The following is a 17,121-nucleotide window of genomic DNA, read 5'->3' on the forward strand; positions in this document are numbered from 1 at the left end:
GGACGTTCGTGGACCAGTCCCCGGCCCCCACGGAGACCGCCTACCGCGCCCTCGCGCTGCAGTCCCGGACCCGCGCCGTGAACGGGCTCTCCCCCGCCGAGGCGCGGGAGACGATGGCCGGCTCCATCGCCCGGATCGGCGGCGAGGTCGCCGCCGCGAAACGCTGGGTCGGCCCGGACCTGCGGCTGGTGGTCCTGCCCGAGTACGTCCTCAGCGGCTTTCCGATGGGCGAGCCCGTCGAGCGCTGGCGCGACATGGCCGCGCTCGCCCCGGGCGGCCCCGAGTACGAGGCGCTGGGCGGTGTGGCCGCCGCCGAGGGGCTGTTCCTGTCCGGGAACGCCTACGAGAGCGACCCGAACTTCCCCGAGCTGTACTTCCAGACGTCCTTCGTGATCGACCCGGCCGGCGAGGTCGTGCTGCGCTACCGGCGCCTGCACTCGCTGTACTCGCCGTCCCCGTACGACGTGTGGGACCGCTACCTGGACCTTTACGGCATGGACGCGGTGCTCCCCGTCGCCAGGACCGCGATCGGCGACCTCGCCTGCATCGCCTCGGAGGAGATCCTCTACCCCGAACTGGCCCGTTCCCTGGCGCTGCGCGGCGCCGAGGTGTTCTGCCACTCGACGTCCGAGGTGACCAGCCCCGCGCTGACCCCGAAGGAGATCGGCAGACGCGCCCGCGCCGTGGAGAACCTGGCCTACGTCGTGTCCGCCAACAGCGGGGGCCTGCACGGCATCCCGATCCCGGGCGACTCGACGTCCGGCGGCTCCAAGATCGTCGACTTCGAGGGACGGGTGCTGGCCGAGGCCGCCGGCGGCGAGAGCATCGTCGCCTACGCCGAGATCGACCTGGCCGCGCTGCGCCGCAACCGCGCCCGTCCCGGCATGGGCAACCTGCCGTCCCGGGTCAAGCCGGGCCTGTGGGCGGAGGAGTACGCCCGCCACGACGTCGAGCGGCCGAACGGTCTGGACGGGCGCGCGCCCGAGCGCGCCTGGTTCACCGCCAGGCAGCAGGAGTCGATCGACCGCCTCCGCGCCGCCCGCCTGCCGGCCTCGCACGGGCCCGCCTCCACCTGACACACACCTGACCCGCACGAAAGGGAAGACCCATGGGAACGATCCGTGAGGACATGCCGCTGCTGGCCCGGCACGCGGGCAAGTGGAAGGGCACCTACACCTACGTCGATGCCGCCGGCACCGTGACCGACCGGCACGAGTCGCTGCTGACCTGCAGCTTTCCGGAGGTCGGCGAGTACGACTACCACCAGGTCAACGACTACACCTGGGCCGACGGCCGCACCGAGCAGCGCGTCTTCCCCGGCGTCTACCAGGGCGACGGGCTCTGCACGTTCGACACCGAGCGGCTGCGCGGCGAGTTCCGGGAACTGGACGAGCGCGTCATCTACCTGAACTGGATCTACAAGGCGGAGGGCGAGGACCTGCGGCTGTTCGAGCTGATCCATCTCAGCGAGGACGGCGACGTCCGGAGCCGCGTCTGGCAGTGGATCAGGGACGGCGCCTGCTACCAGCGCACCCTCATCGACGAGGTCAGGGTCGGCTGAGTCCGGCGGCCGGGCGGGCGCGCCGGGCGGCTCGCACCCGGCCCACTGGCGCGAGCGGCCGGTCAGCCGTCGGTCAGGCGGGTGCGGTCGATGGTCGTGTAGGTCTCGCGCAGGTTCTCCAGATGCGCGTGGCACGCCTCGCGCGCGCCCGCCTCGTCCCCGGCCTCGATCCGGGACAGGATCTCCCGGTGGTCGTGGTCGACGCCGTACCAGAACCGGAACGGCGCGTTCTCCCGCAGAAACCGCTCGTTCAGCACCCGGAACACCGGCTGCGTGACGACCTCCAGGAACGGGTTGCCGGCCATCTTCAGCAGCACCGTGTGGAAGTGCCGGTTGGGGGCGAAGATCTCCGCCGGGTCGAGCGCGCTCGGGTCGAACAGCGAGCCGCGCAGCTCGGCCCGGCCCGCCTCGTCCCCGCGCGCGGCGGCCAGCCCGGCGGCGGGCACCTCCAGCATCTCCCTGATCTCCAGCAGCTGGTCGACCGTGACCTTGGTGTCCAGGGCGAGCAGGTTGAGGCTGGTCGCGAGGTACTCGGTGATCTGGTCGGGCTGCGGGTAGGCCACGAAGCTGCCGCCGGCGACGCCCCGGGTCGTGGTGACGAGGTTCTGGCTGGCCAGCAGCCGCAGCGCCTCCCGGACGGTGCTCCGGCTGACCCCGTGCTCGGCGGACAGGTCGGGTTCGATGGGGAGCCGGTCGCCGGGCTTGAACTCCCCGGCGATGATGCGCGCGCGCAGCTTGGCCGCGATTCCGGCGTACGCCGGAACGGGAGCGGGCGGCCGGTCGGAGGCTCTGTCGGCGGTCACGCGGGCCATCGTACGTTAAACGTCAGACTTTCTCGAAGCCAGGCATTGACGAGCGATACGGGCACGCGGCAAGCTCTCGAGTACGCGCAACGGAACTCGATTCCATATTGCGGAACACCGGCTCGCTGGAGCGGGCTCACCGAAAACGGGCTCACGGATCACGGGCTCACTGAACACGGAGGTGGTGTCGTGGCACTACTCCCGGGCGGCGCGTCGCTCACGATGGCCGGGGGCGTGCGCGAGTTCGCCGCCTCGACGCCGGGCACCGTCGCCGTCATCGACGGCGACCGCGACCTCACCTACCGGGCCCTGGACGAGCGGTCGAGCCGGCTGGCACAGGCCCTGCTCGCGGGCGGGCTCCGGCCCGGCGACCGCGTCGCCGTCCGGCTCGGCAACCGGCTGGAGTACCCGGAGGTCATCGCCGCGGCGGCCAAGGCGGGGCTGGTCCTGGTCCCCATCGGGACCAGGCTCACCGACGCCGAGACGACCCACATCCTGGAGCACTCCGGCGCCCGCGCCCATATCTCCGACACCGAACCGCCGGTACGGCTCGACGTCGTCCTGCAGATCGGCGGAACGGGCGCCGCCTCGTACGAGCAGGCGCTGGAGTCGGCGTCGCCCACTGACCCGATGGTCCCCGTCGACGAGAACGACCCCTTCTGCCTCTACTACACCTCGGGTACGACCGGGAAGCCCAAGGGCGTCCTCAGCAGCCACCGTGCCCGGACGCTGATGTGCTACCTGTCCGCCATGGAATGGCGCCTCGGCCCCGGCCGCGTCAGCCTCGCCGTCGCGCCGATGTACCACGGCGCCGGGATGGTCTTCGACTACGCGCCCGTCGTCGCCGGCGGCACCGTGGTCATGCTGCCCAAGTGGGACCCCGAGCACATGCTCGCGCTCGCCCAGCGGCACCGCGCCCAGTCCGCGTTCCTCGTCCCGACCCACGCGCAGACGCTCCGCGCCTCCGATGCCCTCGGCCGGTACGACGCGTCCAGCCTCGACACCCTCTACTTCAACGCGGCGGCCCTGCCCGCCGTCCTGAAGGACTGGGTCATGGAGGCCTTCCCCCACGCGGGGGTCCATGAGCTGTACGGCTCCACCGAGGCGGGCATCGTCACCAACTGCCGCCCGGCCGACGCCGCCCGTACCGGATCGGTCGGCCTGCCCTGGTACATGACCGAGGTCCGGGTCGTCGACCCCGCCGGCGAGCCCGTCGGGCCGGGCGAGCGAGGCGAGCTGTTCAGCCGCTCCCCGTTCCTGATGAACGGCTACCTGCGCGACGACGGCGCCACCGACGCCTGCACCACCGGCGACGGCTTCCTCACCAGCGGCGACATCGTCACGCGCGACGAGGACGGCTTCATCTACGTGGTCGACCGCAAGAAGGACATGATCATCTCCGGTGGGGTGAACATCGCCCCCCGCGAGGTCGAGGACGTCCTCGGCACCTTCCCCGGCGTCGCCGACTGCGCGGTCGTCGGGCTGCCGGACGAGCAGTGGGGCGAGCGGGTCGCCGCCTACGTCGTCACCCTGCCCGGCGCCTCCGTCGACGTCGCGTCGCTGGAGGCGTACTGCCGCGAGCGGCTGTCCGGCCCGAAGGTGCCGCGCAGCGTCGAGTTCATCACCGCACTTCCCCGCAACGCCGCCGGCAAGGTCCTCAAGCGCGAGCTCCGCGACCGCTGACCTCCCGGCCCGTCACCACCGATTCACGAACCACCTACACCGGATACAAATTCACCGGATACGAAAGAGGTGCCCTTTGCGACCCCACGTCGAACTCATCCAGGAGGCCGACTACGTCTGGCACGGCGCCGAGCTGGTCGGCGGCGAGGGCCGGGCCAGCGAGCGCCGGCTGTCGGTCGACGAGGAGGACGGCTCCTGCTCCATCCGCGTCGACTTCCACACCGACTGGGGACGCGGCCCCGGCATCCACCATGCCAACACCGAGTACCACGTGCTCGAAGGGTCGATGACCTACAACGGCAAGGAGATCGGCAAGGGCGGCTACGTCTACGCGCCCAAGGGCGTCCCGACCGAGGCCATCACGTTCAGCGAGGGCACCCGCCTGCTGCACTACCGCGAGTACGGCGACGCCGGCTTCGACGCGGTGCAGAGCACCAAGGCGCCGCGCTGGAAGGACGCCCGCGAGGAGGTCATCGTCATCGACACCGAGGCGATGAAGTGGGACGCCGTTCCCAACCCCGGCCCGATGCCCGGCCTGTTCATCAAGTACCTGCACGTCGATCCGCAGACCGGCTTCTACACCCGGCTCGTGCACGCGCAGGAGGGCTGGACCGACCACCGCCTCGCGCACCACCCGTGCTACGAAGAGGCCTACACCGTCCAGGGGCACATGGAGTACAACTTCGGCACCCTGGACCTCGGCACCTATTTCTTCCGTCCCGCGCGCGTGAAGCACGGCCACTTCACCAGCATGGAGGGCGGCGCGACCTGGCTGCTGCGCTCCGACGGCGAGCTGTTCAACTGGTACACCCAGAGCGAGTGGGCCCGCTGGGGCGGCGACGCCATCAACTACGGCCCCGGTGAGAGCCGCATGCGCTGGTCCATGTCCTCCCACGACGTGGGCGCCGGATCCCCCGGCCGCAGCGAACGCGACCTGGCCGACCTGCGCGCCTCCGTCGAGTACCAGCGCGAGCAGGGCCAGATCGACGAGGACTACGTCCAGCACGGTACCGGCACCGACAAGAGCCTCCTCGCCATCGCCAAGGCCATCGACGCCGCCCGTCTCCAGGGCGGCCACGGCGACGACGACCACGGTCATGACCACGACCATGACCACGACGACGATCACGAGCACGCCCCGGTGAGCGCGGACTGGGGCGCCGAGCCGAGCGCCCTGGAACACCCCGACGAGCGCACCGACGACCTCGCCTACGTCTGGGGCGCCGGCCGCAACTGGGAGAAGGGCGACCCCATCCCCGCCCCGATCCTGTCCAGCCGCCCCGTCCGCAGCCGCTCCGCAGGCCGCTGGAACGGCGACGGAATGTAGTCGTTGACTCGTGGCGTGTTCGCCTGTTCGCAGCTTTGGAGAGGCGAACACGCCACGAGTCAACTGAGTGGTAAGCGAAGTGCCCCGGCCGATTGGTCCGGGGCACTCTCGTGTGTGCGGGTGGTCAGGCTGCGGATTCGCCGCCTAGGTAGAGGGTTTTGACCATGGGGTCGGCCTCCACGTCCGAGGCCGTGCCGGACAGGCCGACGCGGCCCCGCTCCAGGACGTAGGCGCGGTCGGCCAGCCGCAGGGCGATGAGCGCGAGCTGTTCCACCAGCAGCACCGAGATGCCGCGCTCGGAGTGCAGGCGCTTGATGTAGGAGAACAGCTCGGCGGCCTTGAGCGGGGCCAGGCCCAGGGACGGCTCGTCCAGGACGAGGAGCTTCGGCTCGCTCATCAGCGCCCGCGCCACGGCGAGCATCTGCGCCTCACCGCCGGACAGGGTCCCGCCGGCCTGGTCACGCCGTTCGGCCAGGCGCGGGAACAGCTCCAGCACCTCGTCCATCAGCTTCTGGGTCCGGGCCCGGCTGCGGCGCAGGGGGAAGCCCCCGAGCTGGAGGTTCTCCAGCACCGTGTGGTCGGGGAAGATCCGGCGCCCCTCGGGGACGTGGCCGATGCCGAGCCCGGTACGGCGCCACCCGGGGACGCGGGTGATGTCCTTGCCGGCGAACGACACCGTCCCCGAGGACGGCTTCAGCAGGCCCGACAGGACCTTGAGGGTCGTGCTCTTGCCGGCACCGTTCGGGCCGAGCAGGACGACGAACTCGCCCTCCCCCACCGTCACGTCCACCTCGTCCAGGACCTTGACGCCGCCGTAGCCCGCTTTGATCCCGGTCATCTCCAGCAACGCGCTCACGTCAGGTCCTCCACCAGGTCGGGGCGGCCCAGGTAGGCGTCCAGGACCGCGGGGTCGGCACGGACCTCCCGTGGCGGGCCGCAGGCGATCACCTTGCCGCTGTCGATGACGGTGAGCCGGTCGCAGACGTCCATCACGAAGTCCATGTTGTGCTCGATCAGCACGACCGCGAGGCCGTGGTCGCGGAACGCGCGGCACAGCCGGGTGAGCGCGTCGATCTCGGCCGGGACGAGGCCGGTGGCGGGCTCGTCCAGGATCAGCACGCGCGGCCCGGACGCGACGGCCCTGATCACCTCCAGGAGGCGCTTCTGGCCATGCGACAGCGAGCCCGCGAGCTGCTCCGACCGTCCCGACAGGCCCGCGAACGCCAGCAGTTCGGCGGCCTCCGCGCGGGAGGCGGCCTCGCGGCGCCGGTAGGCGGGCAGCCGCAGGATCGCCGACGGCAGGCCGTACTTCTCGCGCCCGCGCATCCCGGCGAGGACGTTGTCCAGAACGCTCTGCTGGTCGAACAGGTGCGGGACCTGGAAGACGCGGGTGACGCCGCTCTCGGCGACCGCGAACGGGCGGTCCGGTGCCGGCTCGCCGCAGATCAGCACCTCGCCCGCGTCCGCCTTGTGGAACCGGGTGAGGCAGGCGACGGTGGTCGACTTGCCGGATCCGTTCGGCCCGATGATGCCGTGGACGCTGCCCGGGGCGACCGAGATGTCGACGCCGTCGACGGCCTTGACGCCGCCGAAGTGCTTGACCAGCCCGCGCCCCTCCAGGGCGGGGACGTCGGGGTCGACCGCGCCGGGCAGGACCGACTCGGGAAGGCCGCCGGACGGCTCGCGGTCCTCGCCCTCGGCGGGACGGCCGAGCCGGCTGCTCCGCCACGTACCGACGAGCCCCTTCGGGACCAGCATCATCGCGAGCAGCAGGGTGCAGCCGAGGAGCAGGGTGGTGTACCGGGCATGGTCCTTGATCAGCTCGACGACGGTCGCGATGACCGCGACGCCGAGCACCGGGCCGACGAGGGTCCCGATGCCGCCGAGGAACAGCCCGACGAAGAACACCAGTCCGTTGTCCAGGATCCCCACGTCCGGGTTGATGAAGCCGAGCTGCAGCGCGTACAGGCCGCCGGACAGCCCGGCGATCGCGCCGGAGAGGGTGAAGACGAGGGTCTTGGTACGGGTCGGCCTGATCCCCATGGCGGCGGCGGTGTCGGGGCTCTCCTTGACCGCCATCACCGCGCGCCCGACACCGCTGCGGACCAGGTTGCGCTGGACGATGTAGACCAGCACCAGCGCGGCGAGCGTGACGTAGTAGAACTGGATCTTGCTGAAGCCGCCGGGGGTCACCCCGACGATGCCGGTGACGCCGCCGGTGAGCGCGTGCCAGGCCTTGCCGCCCTCGACCATGATCAGGTTGGCGGCCAGCGTGATCATGCCGAAGTACAGGTAGGTGGCGCGCAGGCTGATCACCAGCACCAGCCCGGAGAAGACGGCGCCGAGCACCATCGCCAGCGCCACCCCGACGAGCCACGGCAGGCCCGACTTGACGGTGGTGACGGCGACGGCGTAGCCGCCGAGCAGTTGCATGCCGGTGTGCATCATCGACAGCAGCCCGCCGTACCCCATCGACAGGTTCAGCGAGATCGTCAGGATCGCGCTGATCGCGGCGGAGGCGACGAGCCCGTTGTAGTACGCGGAGTTGTAGCTGTAGAAGTCGGTGATCGCGGGCCAGGCGAGCAGCACGGCCGCGACCACGACGGTCAGTGCCGCGGGCAGCCGGCGCAGCAGGATGTCCAGCAGGGACGCCCTGGCCGGCGGCTTCACCTGCGCTTTGGTCGGTGCGCTCATCGGTGCGCCTCCATCGGTGCGCGGGTCTTCGGGTCGCCGGTCATCAGTGCGCCGCCATCGGCTTGCCGAACAGGCCGGACGGGAACGCCACCAGGATCAGCGCCAGCAGCCCGAAGACGACGAAGTCGCCGGTCGTGGCGCCGGCGAGGTTGCGGACGACGGCGTCCAGCAGCCCGACGATCATGCCGCCCGCCAGCGCGCCGCGCGGCGAGCCGACGCCGCCGATCACCGCGGCGGTGAAGCCCTTGATGGTGAACAGCAGCCCGGAGGCCGGCCCGATGAACAGCAGGGGCGCGGCCAGCAGGCCCGCGAAGGCGCAGATCACCGCCGCGAGCACGAAGCTGAGCAGGACCACCCGGCGGACCGGGACGCCCATGATCACGGCGGCGTCCGGGTCGTGCGAGGCGGCCCGGATGGCCCGCCCGTAGGCGGTGCGCCGCAGGAACGCGTCGTACCCGGCCATCACGGTCAGCGCGACGGCGATGGTGAGCAGCTGCTGCCAGCCGATCCGCTGCCCGAAGATCTCCAGATGCCCGGGTGCCAGCGCCTTCGGCCGCAGCGAGTCCACGTCGAAGTAGCCGAGGGTGAACAGCGCCTGGAAGATCATCGCCGCCGCGAGCGTCGCGATGATCCAGGCGTACCGGGAGCCCGACAGCCGCACCGGCAGCATGATCATTCGTTCGCTGAGCAGGCCCATTCCCACGCCGAGGACGAGGGTGACCAGCAGCGCCGCCGGCCATCCCCACTGCCACAGCGCGACCACCTGGTAGCTGATGGCCGCGCCGAGCACGATCGGCTCGCCCTGGGCGAAGTTCATCACCCGGGTGGGCTGGAAGACGATCGCCAGCGCCAGTGCGACCAGCGCGTACACCGACCCGGCGAACAGCCCGTCGATCCAGACCTGCGCGCTCACGACGGAGTGATCTCCTTGGTGTACCAGCCCTTGCCGTCCTTGGTCCACTGGTAGAGGTGCACCTGGTGGTAGAACTCGTGGCTCGGCCCGGGCTTGATGGCGTTGCCGGACGGGGTCTGCTCGGCCGTGAGGTCCAGCGCCTCGATGGCCGGCGCGAGCTTCGCGGAGTCGGTGCTCTTGGTGGACTTCACCACCTGCTCGAAGGCGTAGACGCAGTCGGCGGTGATCGCCGCGCCCTTCGGCGAGGTCGCCCCGGTCTTCGGGCCGACGTTCTTGCCGTACTTGGTCTCGATCGCCTCGATGTGCTTGCGGTAGCCGGGCTTCCACTGCGCCCGGTCGATGCGCTCGGGGTACTGGTAGAGCGCCGCCGGGAAGACCCCGCCCTTGGCGGCGTCCCCGGAGGCCTCGATGAACGAGATGTTCTGCATGCCGGAACCGGCGCCGACGAGCTTGCCCTTGTAGCCGGACTCCGACGCGGCGGCCATGGTCTTGGAACCGCCGACGCTGCTGGACACCATGATCGCCCCGGCGTCCTTGAACGTGTCCACGTAGGCGCGATGGCTCTGGTCGTCGGCCCGGCTCTTCTCCCAGCCGAGGTACTCGATGCCCGCCTCGGGAAGCAGCTTCTTCATCAGGGCGTCGGTGTTCTCGCCGGTGTCGTCGGCCTCGTAGACGAGACCGAGCGACTTGACGCCCTCCTTCTTCAGCCAGTCGACGACCATCTTGCCGTCGAGGTCGAAGGGGTCCTGCGAACGGAACCCGTACTTCAGGTCGGCGAAGCTGCCGGTGGAGACGGCAGGCTGGCAGTTGAGCTTCTTGCTCTTCTCGTACGAGCCCTTGGCGGCGTCGTAGAACGCGGTCAGCGAGGGGCCGATGACGAGCTTGACCGCGTCGTTGCCGGCCATCTCGTTGGCGGCCTGGACGGCCTTGCCCGGGTCCAGGCCCGAGTCGCGGACGACGAGCTTCAGCTGGGAGCCGTTCAGCCCGCCGGCGGCGTTGATCCGCTCGATCTCCACGTTCAGCGAGTTCTGCTGCGAGATGCCCAGCACCGCGAAGGGGCCGCTCATCGGGGAGATCAACCCGATCTCGATCTCCGGCTTGTCGCCCGCGCTCTTGCCCGAGCATCCGGTCGCGGTCACGGCGAGCGCCGCGAGCCCCGCGGTGATCGTGACTGCTGATCTGCGCATCGGCACCTCCGCCAGAGTGTTCCGTTTGACGGAACGCGATTCCGTAGAGATGGACGCTATAGAGCGGCCGCTCGGAGTGTCAATAGGTCTGACTTTTTCGCCGATGACGTTTTTGTTACGTGGTGAGCTGCGGGAATGTCGAGATTTGCCGTGCCCGCCGGGAGCGGCCGCGATGGCGGGCACGGCAGGGTGACGCCCTCCGGCCGGTGCGTTTCGGTGACTCGCGTTTCAGTGACTCAGTGCGGTTCAGTGACTCAGTGCGATTCGGTGACGTGGCCCATCAGAGCGGAGAGCCGTCCCGTGGCGGCGAGCAGCGCCTCGGCGCACGCCGCGGCCTCGTTCCGGAATCGCTCGACCGGCCCGCAGACGCTCACCACCGCCGCGGGCAGGCCGTGGTGGTCGAAGACCGGCGCCGCGACCGAGGCCGCGCCCGACTGTCGCTCGGCGAACGAGCGGGCGTAGCCGCGCCGCCGGATGTCGCGCAGTTCCTCGCGCAGCTCGTCCGGATCGACGACCGTCCGGTCGGTGACCCGGCTGAGATGGTCCACCGAGAGGTAGCCGTCGATCTCCGCCTCCGGCAGGAACGCCAGGAACGCCTTCGACGACGCGCCCGCGTGCAGCGGGTACGGCACGCCCAGCGCGACCGACATGATCACTTCCCTGGCCGGGGTCACCTGGTCGACGTAGACGCGCTGCGTCCCGATCCGGGACGACAGCGTCGCGGTCTCCCGGGTCGCGCGCGACAGTTCGGCCAGGTCCGGGGCCGCCAGCCGGCGGACGTCGATGTGGTCCAGATAGGCCAGGCCGAGCCGCATCGCGGTCAGCCCGAGCGCGTACCTGCGGGTCTGCTCGTCCACCTGGACCAGCCGGCGGCTGCGCAGCGAGGTGAGGATCCGGTGCACGGCCGGCTTGGAGATCCCGAGCGCGTCGGCGATCTCGGTGACGCCCAGCGTCCGGGAGCCGGCCTCGGCGAACAGCACCAGCACGTCCGCCGCCCGCTCCACCGTCGAGGCCGACTGCCCGAGCCGTTCGGGCTTCCCGAGCCGTTCGGAGGCGCCGGTCTGCTGGGACATGGCGGGGGTCCCTTCTCAGTCCCGGCGCAGGCCGATGGGCACGGGCGGGTCGGTGACGATCCTCGTGTCCAGGAACTCCCACCAGTCGTCCTGGGTGACGCGCTCGCCCTCCCACTCGGCATCGCCCTTCAGCCCGCCGAGGGCGGTGCGGTACGCGCCCCACGCGGCCTCGTCCTCGAAGGCCGCCCAGTTCTCGATCGTGTAGACCTCGCCGATCACGCTGTAGTACCAGCGGACCTCCTTGACCATGGGCAGGTCGCGGTAGAACCAGCGCTCGCGGTCCTCCAGCCAGGCCCAGAACTGCTTCTGGTTCCGCCGGGAACGCTCGCTCAGCTTCATCCGGTAGACGAGATAGATCATGCAGTGGCCTCCATGTTCCGCTAGACCTGTTCCGCTAGGCGCAACATCGTCACGTGCGACGGTCGCAGCCGACATCTTGTAACAGCTTTCCGTTAAATGGAATACCTGAGGTGGACGAAGGCGCGGCCGGCCCTCCCTGCCGGGACCGGATCGCCCGGGCCGAACGCCGTCCAGCGCGGCCCGTCCGTCCCGTCCGGCCACAGCACCCGCGCCGCCGCGGCGAACGAGGCGGGGGCGCGCTCGTACAGCCGGGTCTCCCCCGTGTCCCCCGAGCGCAGCGGCAGCCCGCCGTCCGGGATCGGTACGGTGAGCAGCGGCGTCCGCTCGGCGGTCCGGCCGGACGGCTCGGCGGCCTCGCCCTCGACGTAGGCGGGAGCACCGGAGAACCAGGCCAGAGCCAGTGCGCCGGTCTCCGTACCGGAGTCGCGGCGGGTGGCGCCAGCCGGAACCCAGCCGCGATCGCCCGGCCCGTAGAGCACTCCGGAAACGGTGAGTGCCCCTTCCAGAACGACGAACTCCTCGCCGCTGAGGTAGTGCCCCGGGCCGGGACGGTTCCAGCCGGGCGGGAAGCGGACGAGCAGGGTCGAGGCTCCGTCCGCCGGGTCGGCCTCCAGGCGCATCAGGTCCACGGCCGGGGTCGAGCCCGGGATCGTGAACGGCTTCCAGGGCAGTCCCGGCCCGGCCGGGTCCACGTCATCGAGATACAGGGTCACTGACTTCTCCCGGATGGTGTTTCTTCTTTTGGAACATCGTTTCAGATAGCATCCGGCCCGTCCCCGTCGCCGATCTCCGGAGAGCGCCCATGCTCAGCAGTCCCCGGCACGCCGTCCTCGGATGCCACGACCTCACCGCCGCCGCGCCGTTCCTGTCCGTCCTCGGCTTCACCGAACGGCGCCGGGACGTCCTGGACGCGGGCGCCGCCGCGGCCCTCTACGGGCTCGCCGGCCCCGCCGAGGAGGTCCTCTACCTCCCTGAGGGCGCCGAGAGCGGGGGCCTTCTCCTCGTCGCGGCACCGGAGGGGAGCACGGCCATCGCCGCCGGCGGCTACGGCGTCGACTTCTACACCCGCGACATCGAGGCGAGCGTCGCCGACCTGGTCGCGGCGGGCGGCACCGCGTCCCCGCTCGCCCGCTGGGAACTCGGCGGCCGCCCCTTCGCCGAATGCGGGATCATCGGCCCCGGCGGCATCAGGGCCGTCCTGGTCGAGGGCACGTCGCGGCGGGCGAGCCTGCTCGACGGCGACGCGTCCCGCCGGCACTCCGAACTGCAGGCCGCCGTCCATCTCACCTACGGGTGCGACGCGGACTTCTGGACGAAGCTCGGCCTGGAGTCGCTCTACTCGCAGCGGCTGGTGAACCCGGCGGTGGCCGCGCTCATCGGTCTCGACGACCCGGACGCCGAGATCGTCCTGGACCTGTTCTGGGACGGTCACGGCGCCCGCGTCGAGCTGATCAGCTTCCCCACCCTCGACCTTCCGAAGGGCGACGACGCGTTCGCCTCGGGCATGCGCGCGGGCGTGTTCCCCGTCCCCGGCCTGGACGCCGCCCACGCCCTGCTCACCGGGGCCGGTGCCCGTACCGGCGCCATCGTCGAGAGCGGCCTGCGCGGTGGCCGCGCCTTCACCGCCGCCAGCCCGGACGGCGTCCACCTCGAGCTCTGGACGGCCTGAAGCCGCTCGCTCCGCGGCGGGTCGCGGCGAGCCGTCCGGCTGGACGTTCACCGGGACGACCCGTCGCGGGGCCACCATCAGGCGTCGGGTCAGACCCCGCCAGGAGACGCTCACCTACATCATCGCTGTCAGGCGCGGGGCTCGTAGAGGGTGACGGAGACGCCGTTCGGTGTGGTGACCGACGCCGCGGCCCCCTTGCCGTGCAGCGGGTCGGCGGTCTCGACCGGCTCGCCGAGGACGCTGCCGCCCGTGCGCCGGACACTGTCCAGCGCCGCGTCCAGGTCGCGGGTACGCACCGCCCAGCCGCTGTGTCCGAGCGAACGGCCCGGACGCTGGGTGGGGCGGCGGTCGACGCCGTGCTCGCCCTCCGCCGACGTGACCTCGATCCGGGCCGTCTTCTCCCCGGCGAGGAACGCCAGCCGCATCCGGGTCCCGGACGGCAGGCCCGCGACCGTGTCGAAGCCCGGGGAGGAGAACACCACGTCGTACCAGACGGACATGCCGAGCCCGTCCGGCCCCCAGAACCCGACCTCGGCGTCCGCGTCGGGGACGTGGCAGACCACCGAGGTCAGCTCGGTGTAGAGGCGGCCGGGGTCGGCGTCCCAGGCGGCGGTCCCCCGAACGGTGGCGGGCTGCACGAACACGACCGCCGTGCCGTCGGGCGCCGGGCACACGCCCTGGGTGACCATGACCTCCTGCTCTCCGACCGCCACCCCGTAGGTGGCGGGCGGGGTCGACCAGGCGAGGCCCGCCTCGGTGAACTGGGCGTAGGCGGTCTCGATGTCCCTGGCGTACATGTCGATGCCGATCAGGCCGACGTCGAGGTTGTGCGGCTGCTCGGCGGGGGCGAGCGGCTCGGGGACCCGGACGAGGTGGATCCGGCCGGTATCCGCGCCGGCCGCGGCCAGGGCGACGGCCTCGACGCCGGCGGTCCCGGTCCCCCAGAGCGCGTCCGCGACGGCGGCGGGGACGGTGCCCTCCGCGGCCACCTCGTAGCCGAGCCGGTCGCGGTAGAAGGCGAGATGGGGATCGACGTCGCGGACGCCGACGATCGCGGCGGTGATGCCCTCCACCAGCGGGGCCGGTCCGTGGTCGCTCATGCGCGATCCCTTCATGTTCCTCGGTCCCGTCATGTTCCCCGGGCTCACTGTGTTCCCCGGGCTCATTGTGTTCCTCAGAACGGAATATCGTTCCATTATTCTGCCGGCTGACGCTAGGCTTCGGGCGGCGGCCTGTCAACGCCGGCCGCCCCCCACCATCGCCTGCGACCAGGAGGAGACCCATGCGCGCCGGAGTCCCGGGCATGCCCGTCAACGCCAAGCACCTCGGCGAATGGCGAGGCGAGTACATCCACCTCGACGCCGACGGAACGATCATCGACCGGCACGCCTCGCACCTGCGGTGCTGGGTCCCCGAGGACGGCTCGTACGACATCTTCCAGGTCAACACCTACACCTGGCCGGACGGCCGGGTGCAGTCGCTGGAGTTCGGCGGCACCCTGCGCGGCGCGGTCTGCCACTTCGACAACGAGCGGATCATCGGCGAGATGAGCCAGGTGGACGACCAGTCGATCGTCCTGACCTGGTCGTACAAGGACGACGCGAACAACTACCTGTACGAGCTCATCCAGCTGTCGCGCGACGGGCTGCACAAGTGCCGTACCTGGCACTGGATGGACGGCGACCGCCTGGTCAGGCGCACGATCATCAGCGAGTCCAAGGTCGCCTGAGCCGGCGCTCGCGGGGGCCACCGAGGCGGCCCCCGCCCGCCGCCGCACTGGCCCCGCAGTGGCCCCGCACTGCCGCGTTCCGCCCGATTGCAGCGTTCCAGATTTCTGCGCCGAACCCCTTCCGGGCCGGAGAGTCTCGGCCTACTATTCCATCCCTAGGAACGCTGTTTCGTTTTTGGCCTCACTCGCGGCTCTTCCCACTACAGAGGACAGCGGATGCTGCGGTACCTCGGACGACGGATCGCCGGACTCGTACTGGTCCTGTTCCTCGTCCTCACCATGGTCTTCTTCATGCTGCGGGCCGCGCCCGGCTCCCCCGTCGACGCCTACCTCGGGATGAACCCCACCCCCGAGAAGCGCGCCGCCGTCGAGCACCGGTTCGGGCTCGACCAGCCGATCTGGACGCAGTACGCCACGTTCGTCGGCAACCTGCTGCGCGGCGACCTCGGCGACTCGCTGTTCAGCGACCGCCCGGTCACCGAGATCATCGGGGAACGGCTGCCCGTCACCCTGGAACTGGGGATCCTGTCCCTGCTGTTCTGGGTCGTCATCGGCCTGGCCGCCGGCACCCTGGCCGCGCGGCGGCGGGACTCCCTCGTCGACGGCGCCGTCCGCGTCGTCAGCGTCATCGCCCTGTCGATCCCGAGCTTCTGGCTGGGCCTGGTCCTGGTCGTCGTGTTCGGGCTCTACGTCAAGGGCGTGCTCCCGTCCAGCGGCTGGGTCGCGTTCGGCGAGGATCCGGCGGGCAACCTGCGGAGCGTCGTGCTCCCCGCGCTCGCCCTCGGCCTCGGCTCCAGCGCGGTCATCGCCCGCACGCTGCGCGGCTCGCTGATCGAGACGCACCGCACCGACTACGTCTCGTTCGCCCGCGCGATGGGCATGTCCGAGAACGGCATCCTGCGCCGGATCGCGCTGCGCAACGCGATCATCCCGACCGCCACGGTGATCGGCCTGATGGTCGGGATGTTCATCAGTGGAACGGTCCTGGTGGAGACCGTCTTCAACGTCCCCGGGATCGGCCAGACCATCGTCGGCGCGTTCCGGCAGCACGACTACCCGCTGGCGATCGCCTGCACCCTGGTCACCGCGGTGGTGTTCCTGGTCGCCAACCTCGCCGTCGACTTCCTCTACTTCGCGCTCGATCCGCGGATCCGCGCGGGGTTCCTGAACGGGACGGACTGATGGACGCGACCGAGACCCTGACCACGGCCCCGCGGCCCGCCGTGCCGCGACCGTCCGAGCGCCGCCGCGCCCTCCCCCGGCCATCGGCCCTGACCTGGAGCGGGATCGTCCTGCTCGGTCTGTTCCTGATCCTGGCGGTGTTCGGCCCGATGTTCGCCGGCGACCCGAGCGCGCGAACGGGCGAGCAACTCGCCTCTCCCAGCCTCCAGTACCTGTTCGGCACCGACCACCTCCAGCGCGACCTGTTCGCCCGGACCGCGTCCGGCGCGCGGGTGTCGATGCTGGTCGCCTTCGCGGGCGTCGCGTTCGGCCTCCTCGTCGCGGTGCCCGCCGGGCTGGTCGCCGGCTACTACGGCGGGCGCTGGCCGGACGACCTGATCATGCGGATCCTGGAGGCGCTGCAGGCCCTGCCGCTGTTCGTCTTCGCGCTGTTCGTCCTCGGCGTCACCGGCACCGGCGACTCGCACATCGGGCCGCTGACGGTATCGGCCACCGCCAAGGTCGTCCTGCTGCTCGGCGTCGGGTTCATCCCGTACTTCGCGCGGGTCACGCGGTCGGCGACCCTCGTGGAGGCACAGGAGGACTACGTCGACGCGCTGCGCGTGCTCGGCGTCCCGCGGTGGCGGATCATCGGCGGCGAGCTGCTGGTGAACGTGCTGCCCCCGGTCCTGGTCCAGGCGTTCCTCTGGCTCGGTGTGGCGATCTTCGCCGAGAGCGCGCTGAGCTTCCTCGGCCTCGGCATCCAGCCGCCGCAGCCGAGCCTCGGCAACATCCTCGGCGACGCGACCGGCTACCTGCTGCTCGGCGCCTGGTGGTACTCGATCGTCCCCGGCCTGGTCATCCTCGTCGCCACGGTCGGCTTCAACCTCGTCGGCGACGGCCTCGGCGACGCCCTCGACGCCGACGGCCGCGGCTGAACGTCCCGGCAACGCACCACTGG

The 17,121-nt window shown here is 71.0% G+C and carries 17 protein-coding genes; 8 read left to right on the plus strand and 9 right to left on the minus strand.

Translation table 11 applies throughout. From position 1 onward, the window contains the following. Window positions 1-8: 8 nt before the first annotated feature. Together ACH34Q_RS23175 and ACH34Q_RS23180 are read left to right on the plus strand one after the other, a co-directional pair. Window positions 9-1,076 (plus strand): nitrilase-related carbon-nitrogen hydrolase, encoded by a 1,068-nt coding sequence (locus tag ACH34Q_RS23175; RefSeq protein WP_395985115.1) that lies wholly within the window; start codon window positions 9-11, stop codon window positions 1,074-1,076. A 32-nt stretch (window positions 1,077-1,108) separates the two neighbouring features. After that, entirely contained in the window at window positions 1,109-1,561 is a 453-nt protein-coding gene (locus ACH34Q_RS23180; protein ID WP_395985116.1) for a DUF3598 family protein, read from the plus strand. 62 nt (window positions 1,562-1,623) lie between these two features. On the opposite strand, the gene ACH34Q_RS23185 is transcribed toward ACH34Q_RS23180, so the two are convergent. Further along, window positions 1,624-2,364, minus strand: coding sequence for a FadR/GntR family transcriptional regulator (locus ACH34Q_RS23185; RefSeq protein ID WP_395985117.1), 741 nt, complete (start codon window positions 2,362-2,364; stop codon window positions 1,624-1,626). Window positions 2,365-2,553: 189 nt separating this feature from the next. On the opposite strand from ACH34Q_RS23185, the gene ACH34Q_RS23190 reads away from it, so the two are divergent. Next, window positions 2,554-4,047: a class I adenylate-forming enzyme family protein gene (locus tag ACH34Q_RS23190; protein ID WP_395985118.1), complete on the plus strand. Its 1,494-nt coding sequence runs from the start codon at window positions 2,554-2,556 to the stop codon at window positions 4,045-4,047. Window positions 4,048-4,123: 76 nt separating this feature from the next. Then, complete coding sequence (locus ACH34Q_RS23195; protein ID WP_395985119.1) at window positions 4,124-5,374, plus strand: DUF4437 domain-containing protein; 1,251 nt, start codon at window positions 4,124-4,126, stop codon at window positions 5,372-5,374. Between the two features lie 124 nt (window positions 5,375-5,498). Here ACH34Q_RS23195 and ACH34Q_RS23200 read toward each other — a convergent pair whose 3' ends face one another. The 7 genes from ACH34Q_RS23200 to ACH34Q_RS23230 form a co-directional block, all read right to left on the minus strand. Further along, window positions 5,499-6,230 carry an ABC transporter ATP-binding protein gene (locus ACH34Q_RS23200; protein ID WP_395985120.1) on the minus strand — a complete coding sequence of 244 codons (732 nt, stop codon included), beginning with the start codon at window positions 6,228-6,230 and terminating at the stop codon, window positions 5,499-5,501. Further along, the gene (locus ACH34Q_RS23205) at window positions 6,227-8,068 is read right to left on the minus strand and encodes an ATP-binding cassette domain-containing protein (protein ID WP_395985121.1); all 1,842 of its coding nucleotides are present in this window, start codon (window positions 8,066-8,068) and stop codon (window positions 6,227-6,229) included. The genes ACH34Q_RS23200 and ACH34Q_RS23205 overlap by 4 nt, the downstream gene beginning before the upstream one ends. Before the next feature lie 43 nt (window positions 8,069-8,111). Next, window positions 8,112-8,981 (minus strand): branched-chain amino acid ABC transporter permease, encoded by an 870-nt coding sequence (locus ACH34Q_RS23210; protein WP_395985122.1) that lies wholly within the window; start codon window positions 8,979-8,981, stop codon window positions 8,112-8,114. Beyond that, window positions 8,978-10,168, minus strand: a complete 1,191-nt coding sequence (locus ACH34Q_RS23215; protein WP_395985123.1) for an ABC transporter substrate-binding protein — start codon at window positions 10,166-10,168, stop codon at window positions 8,978-8,980. The genes ACH34Q_RS23210 and ACH34Q_RS23215 overlap by 4 nt, the downstream gene beginning before the upstream one ends. 254 nt (window positions 10,169-10,422) lie before the next feature. Beyond that, complete coding sequence (locus ACH34Q_RS23220) at window positions 10,423-11,241, minus strand: IclR family transcriptional regulator (protein ID WP_395985124.1); 819 nt, start codon at window positions 11,239-11,241, stop codon at window positions 10,423-10,425. 15 nt (window positions 11,242-11,256) lie between these two features. Next, complete coding sequence (locus ACH34Q_RS23225) at window positions 11,257-11,601, minus strand: hypothetical protein (protein ID WP_395985125.1); 345 nt, start codon at window positions 11,599-11,601, stop codon at window positions 11,257-11,259. Window positions 11,602-11,693: 92 nt separating this feature from the next. Continuing rightward, window positions 11,694-12,314 (minus strand): hypothetical protein, encoded by a 621-nt coding sequence (locus tag ACH34Q_RS23230; protein ID WP_395985126.1) that lies wholly within the window; start codon window positions 12,312-12,314, stop codon window positions 11,694-11,696. An 89-nt stretch (window positions 12,315-12,403) separates the two neighbouring features. Between ACH34Q_RS23230 and ACH34Q_RS23235 the strand changes: the two genes are divergently transcribed. Beyond that, the gene (locus tag ACH34Q_RS23235; protein ID WP_395985127.1) at window positions 12,404-13,270 is read left to right on the plus strand and encodes a hypothetical protein; all 867 of its coding nucleotides are present in this window, start codon (window positions 12,404-12,406) and stop codon (window positions 13,268-13,270) included. A 128-nt stretch (window positions 13,271-13,398) separates the two neighbouring features. On the opposite strand, the gene ACH34Q_RS23240 is transcribed toward ACH34Q_RS23235, so the two are convergent. Beyond that, window positions 13,399-14,370 carry a VOC family protein gene (locus ACH34Q_RS23240; RefSeq protein WP_395985128.1) on the minus strand — a complete coding sequence of 324 codons (972 nt, stop codon included), beginning with the start codon at window positions 14,368-14,370 and terminating at the stop codon, window positions 13,399-13,401. Between the two features lie 182 nt (window positions 14,371-14,552). Here ACH34Q_RS23240 and ACH34Q_RS23245 point away from each other — a divergent pair, with 182 nt between their 5' ends. From ACH34Q_RS23245 to ACH34Q_RS23255, 3 genes are all read left to right on the plus strand, one after another. Continuing rightward, window positions 14,553-14,999: a hypothetical protein gene (locus tag ACH34Q_RS23245; protein ID WP_395985129.1), complete on the plus strand. Its 447-nt coding sequence runs from the start codon at window positions 14,553-14,555 to the stop codon at window positions 14,997-14,999. A 216-nt stretch (window positions 15,000-15,215) separates the two neighbouring features. Then, a complete protein-coding gene (locus tag ACH34Q_RS23250) occupies window positions 15,216-16,181 on the plus strand; it encodes an ABC transporter permease (protein ID WP_395985130.1) in 966 nt (321 codons plus the stop codon). Beyond that, window positions 16,181-17,098 (plus strand): ABC transporter permease, encoded by a 918-nt coding sequence (locus tag ACH34Q_RS23255; protein ID WP_395985131.1) that lies wholly within the window; start codon window positions 16,181-16,183, stop codon window positions 17,096-17,098. Before ACH34Q_RS23250 ends, ACH34Q_RS23255 begins: the two co-directional genes overlap by 1 nt. Window positions 17,099-17,121 lie beyond the last annotated feature (23 nt).

Source organism: Actinomadura sp. 9N407 (assembly GCF_044326315.1).
Taxonomy (GTDB): Bacteria; Actinomycetota; Actinomycetes; order Streptosporangiales; family Streptosporangiaceae; genus Spirillospora.

Excerpts from the sequence above, each read along its gene's own strand:
- ACH34Q_RS23180 (WP_395985116.1), top strand. The coding sequence starts at position 1,109 with ATGGGAACGATCCGTGAGGACATGCCGCTGCTGGCCCGGCACGCGGGC.
- ACH34Q_RS23205 (WP_395985121.1), bottom strand. The coding sequence starts at position 8,068 with ATGAGCGCACCGACCAAAGCGCAGGTGAAGCCGCCGGCCAGGGCGTCC.
- ACH34Q_RS23215 (WP_395985123.1), bottom strand. The coding sequence starts at position 10,168 with ATGCGCAGATCAGCAGTCACGATCACCGCGGGGCTCGCGGCGCTCGCC.
- ACH34Q_RS23220 (WP_395985124.1), bottom strand. The coding sequence starts at position 11,241 with ATGTCCCAGCAGACCGGCGCCTCCGAACGGCTCGGGAAGCCCGAACGG.
- ACH34Q_RS23225 (WP_395985125.1), bottom strand. The coding sequence starts at position 11,601 with ATGATCTATCTCGTCTACCGGATGAAGCTGAGCGAGCGTTCCCGGCGG.
- ACH34Q_RS23235 (WP_395985127.1), top strand. The coding sequence starts at position 12,404 with ATGCTCAGCAGTCCCCGGCACGCCGTCCTCGGATGCCACGACCTCACC.
- ACH34Q_RS23240 (WP_395985128.1), bottom strand. The coding sequence starts at position 14,370 with ATGAGCGACCACGGACCGGCCCCGCTGGTGGAGGGCATCACCGCCGCG.
- ACH34Q_RS23245 (WP_395985129.1), top strand. The coding sequence starts at position 14,553 with ATGCGCGCCGGAGTCCCGGGCATGCCCGTCAACGCCAAGCACCTCGGC.
- ACH34Q_RS23250 (WP_395985130.1), top strand. The coding sequence starts at position 15,216 with ATGCTGCGGTACCTCGGACGACGGATCGCCGGACTCGTACTGGTCCTG.
- ACH34Q_RS23255 (WP_395985131.1), top strand. The coding sequence starts at position 16,181 with ATGGACGCGACCGAGACCCTGACCACGGCCCCGCGGCCCGCCGTGCCG.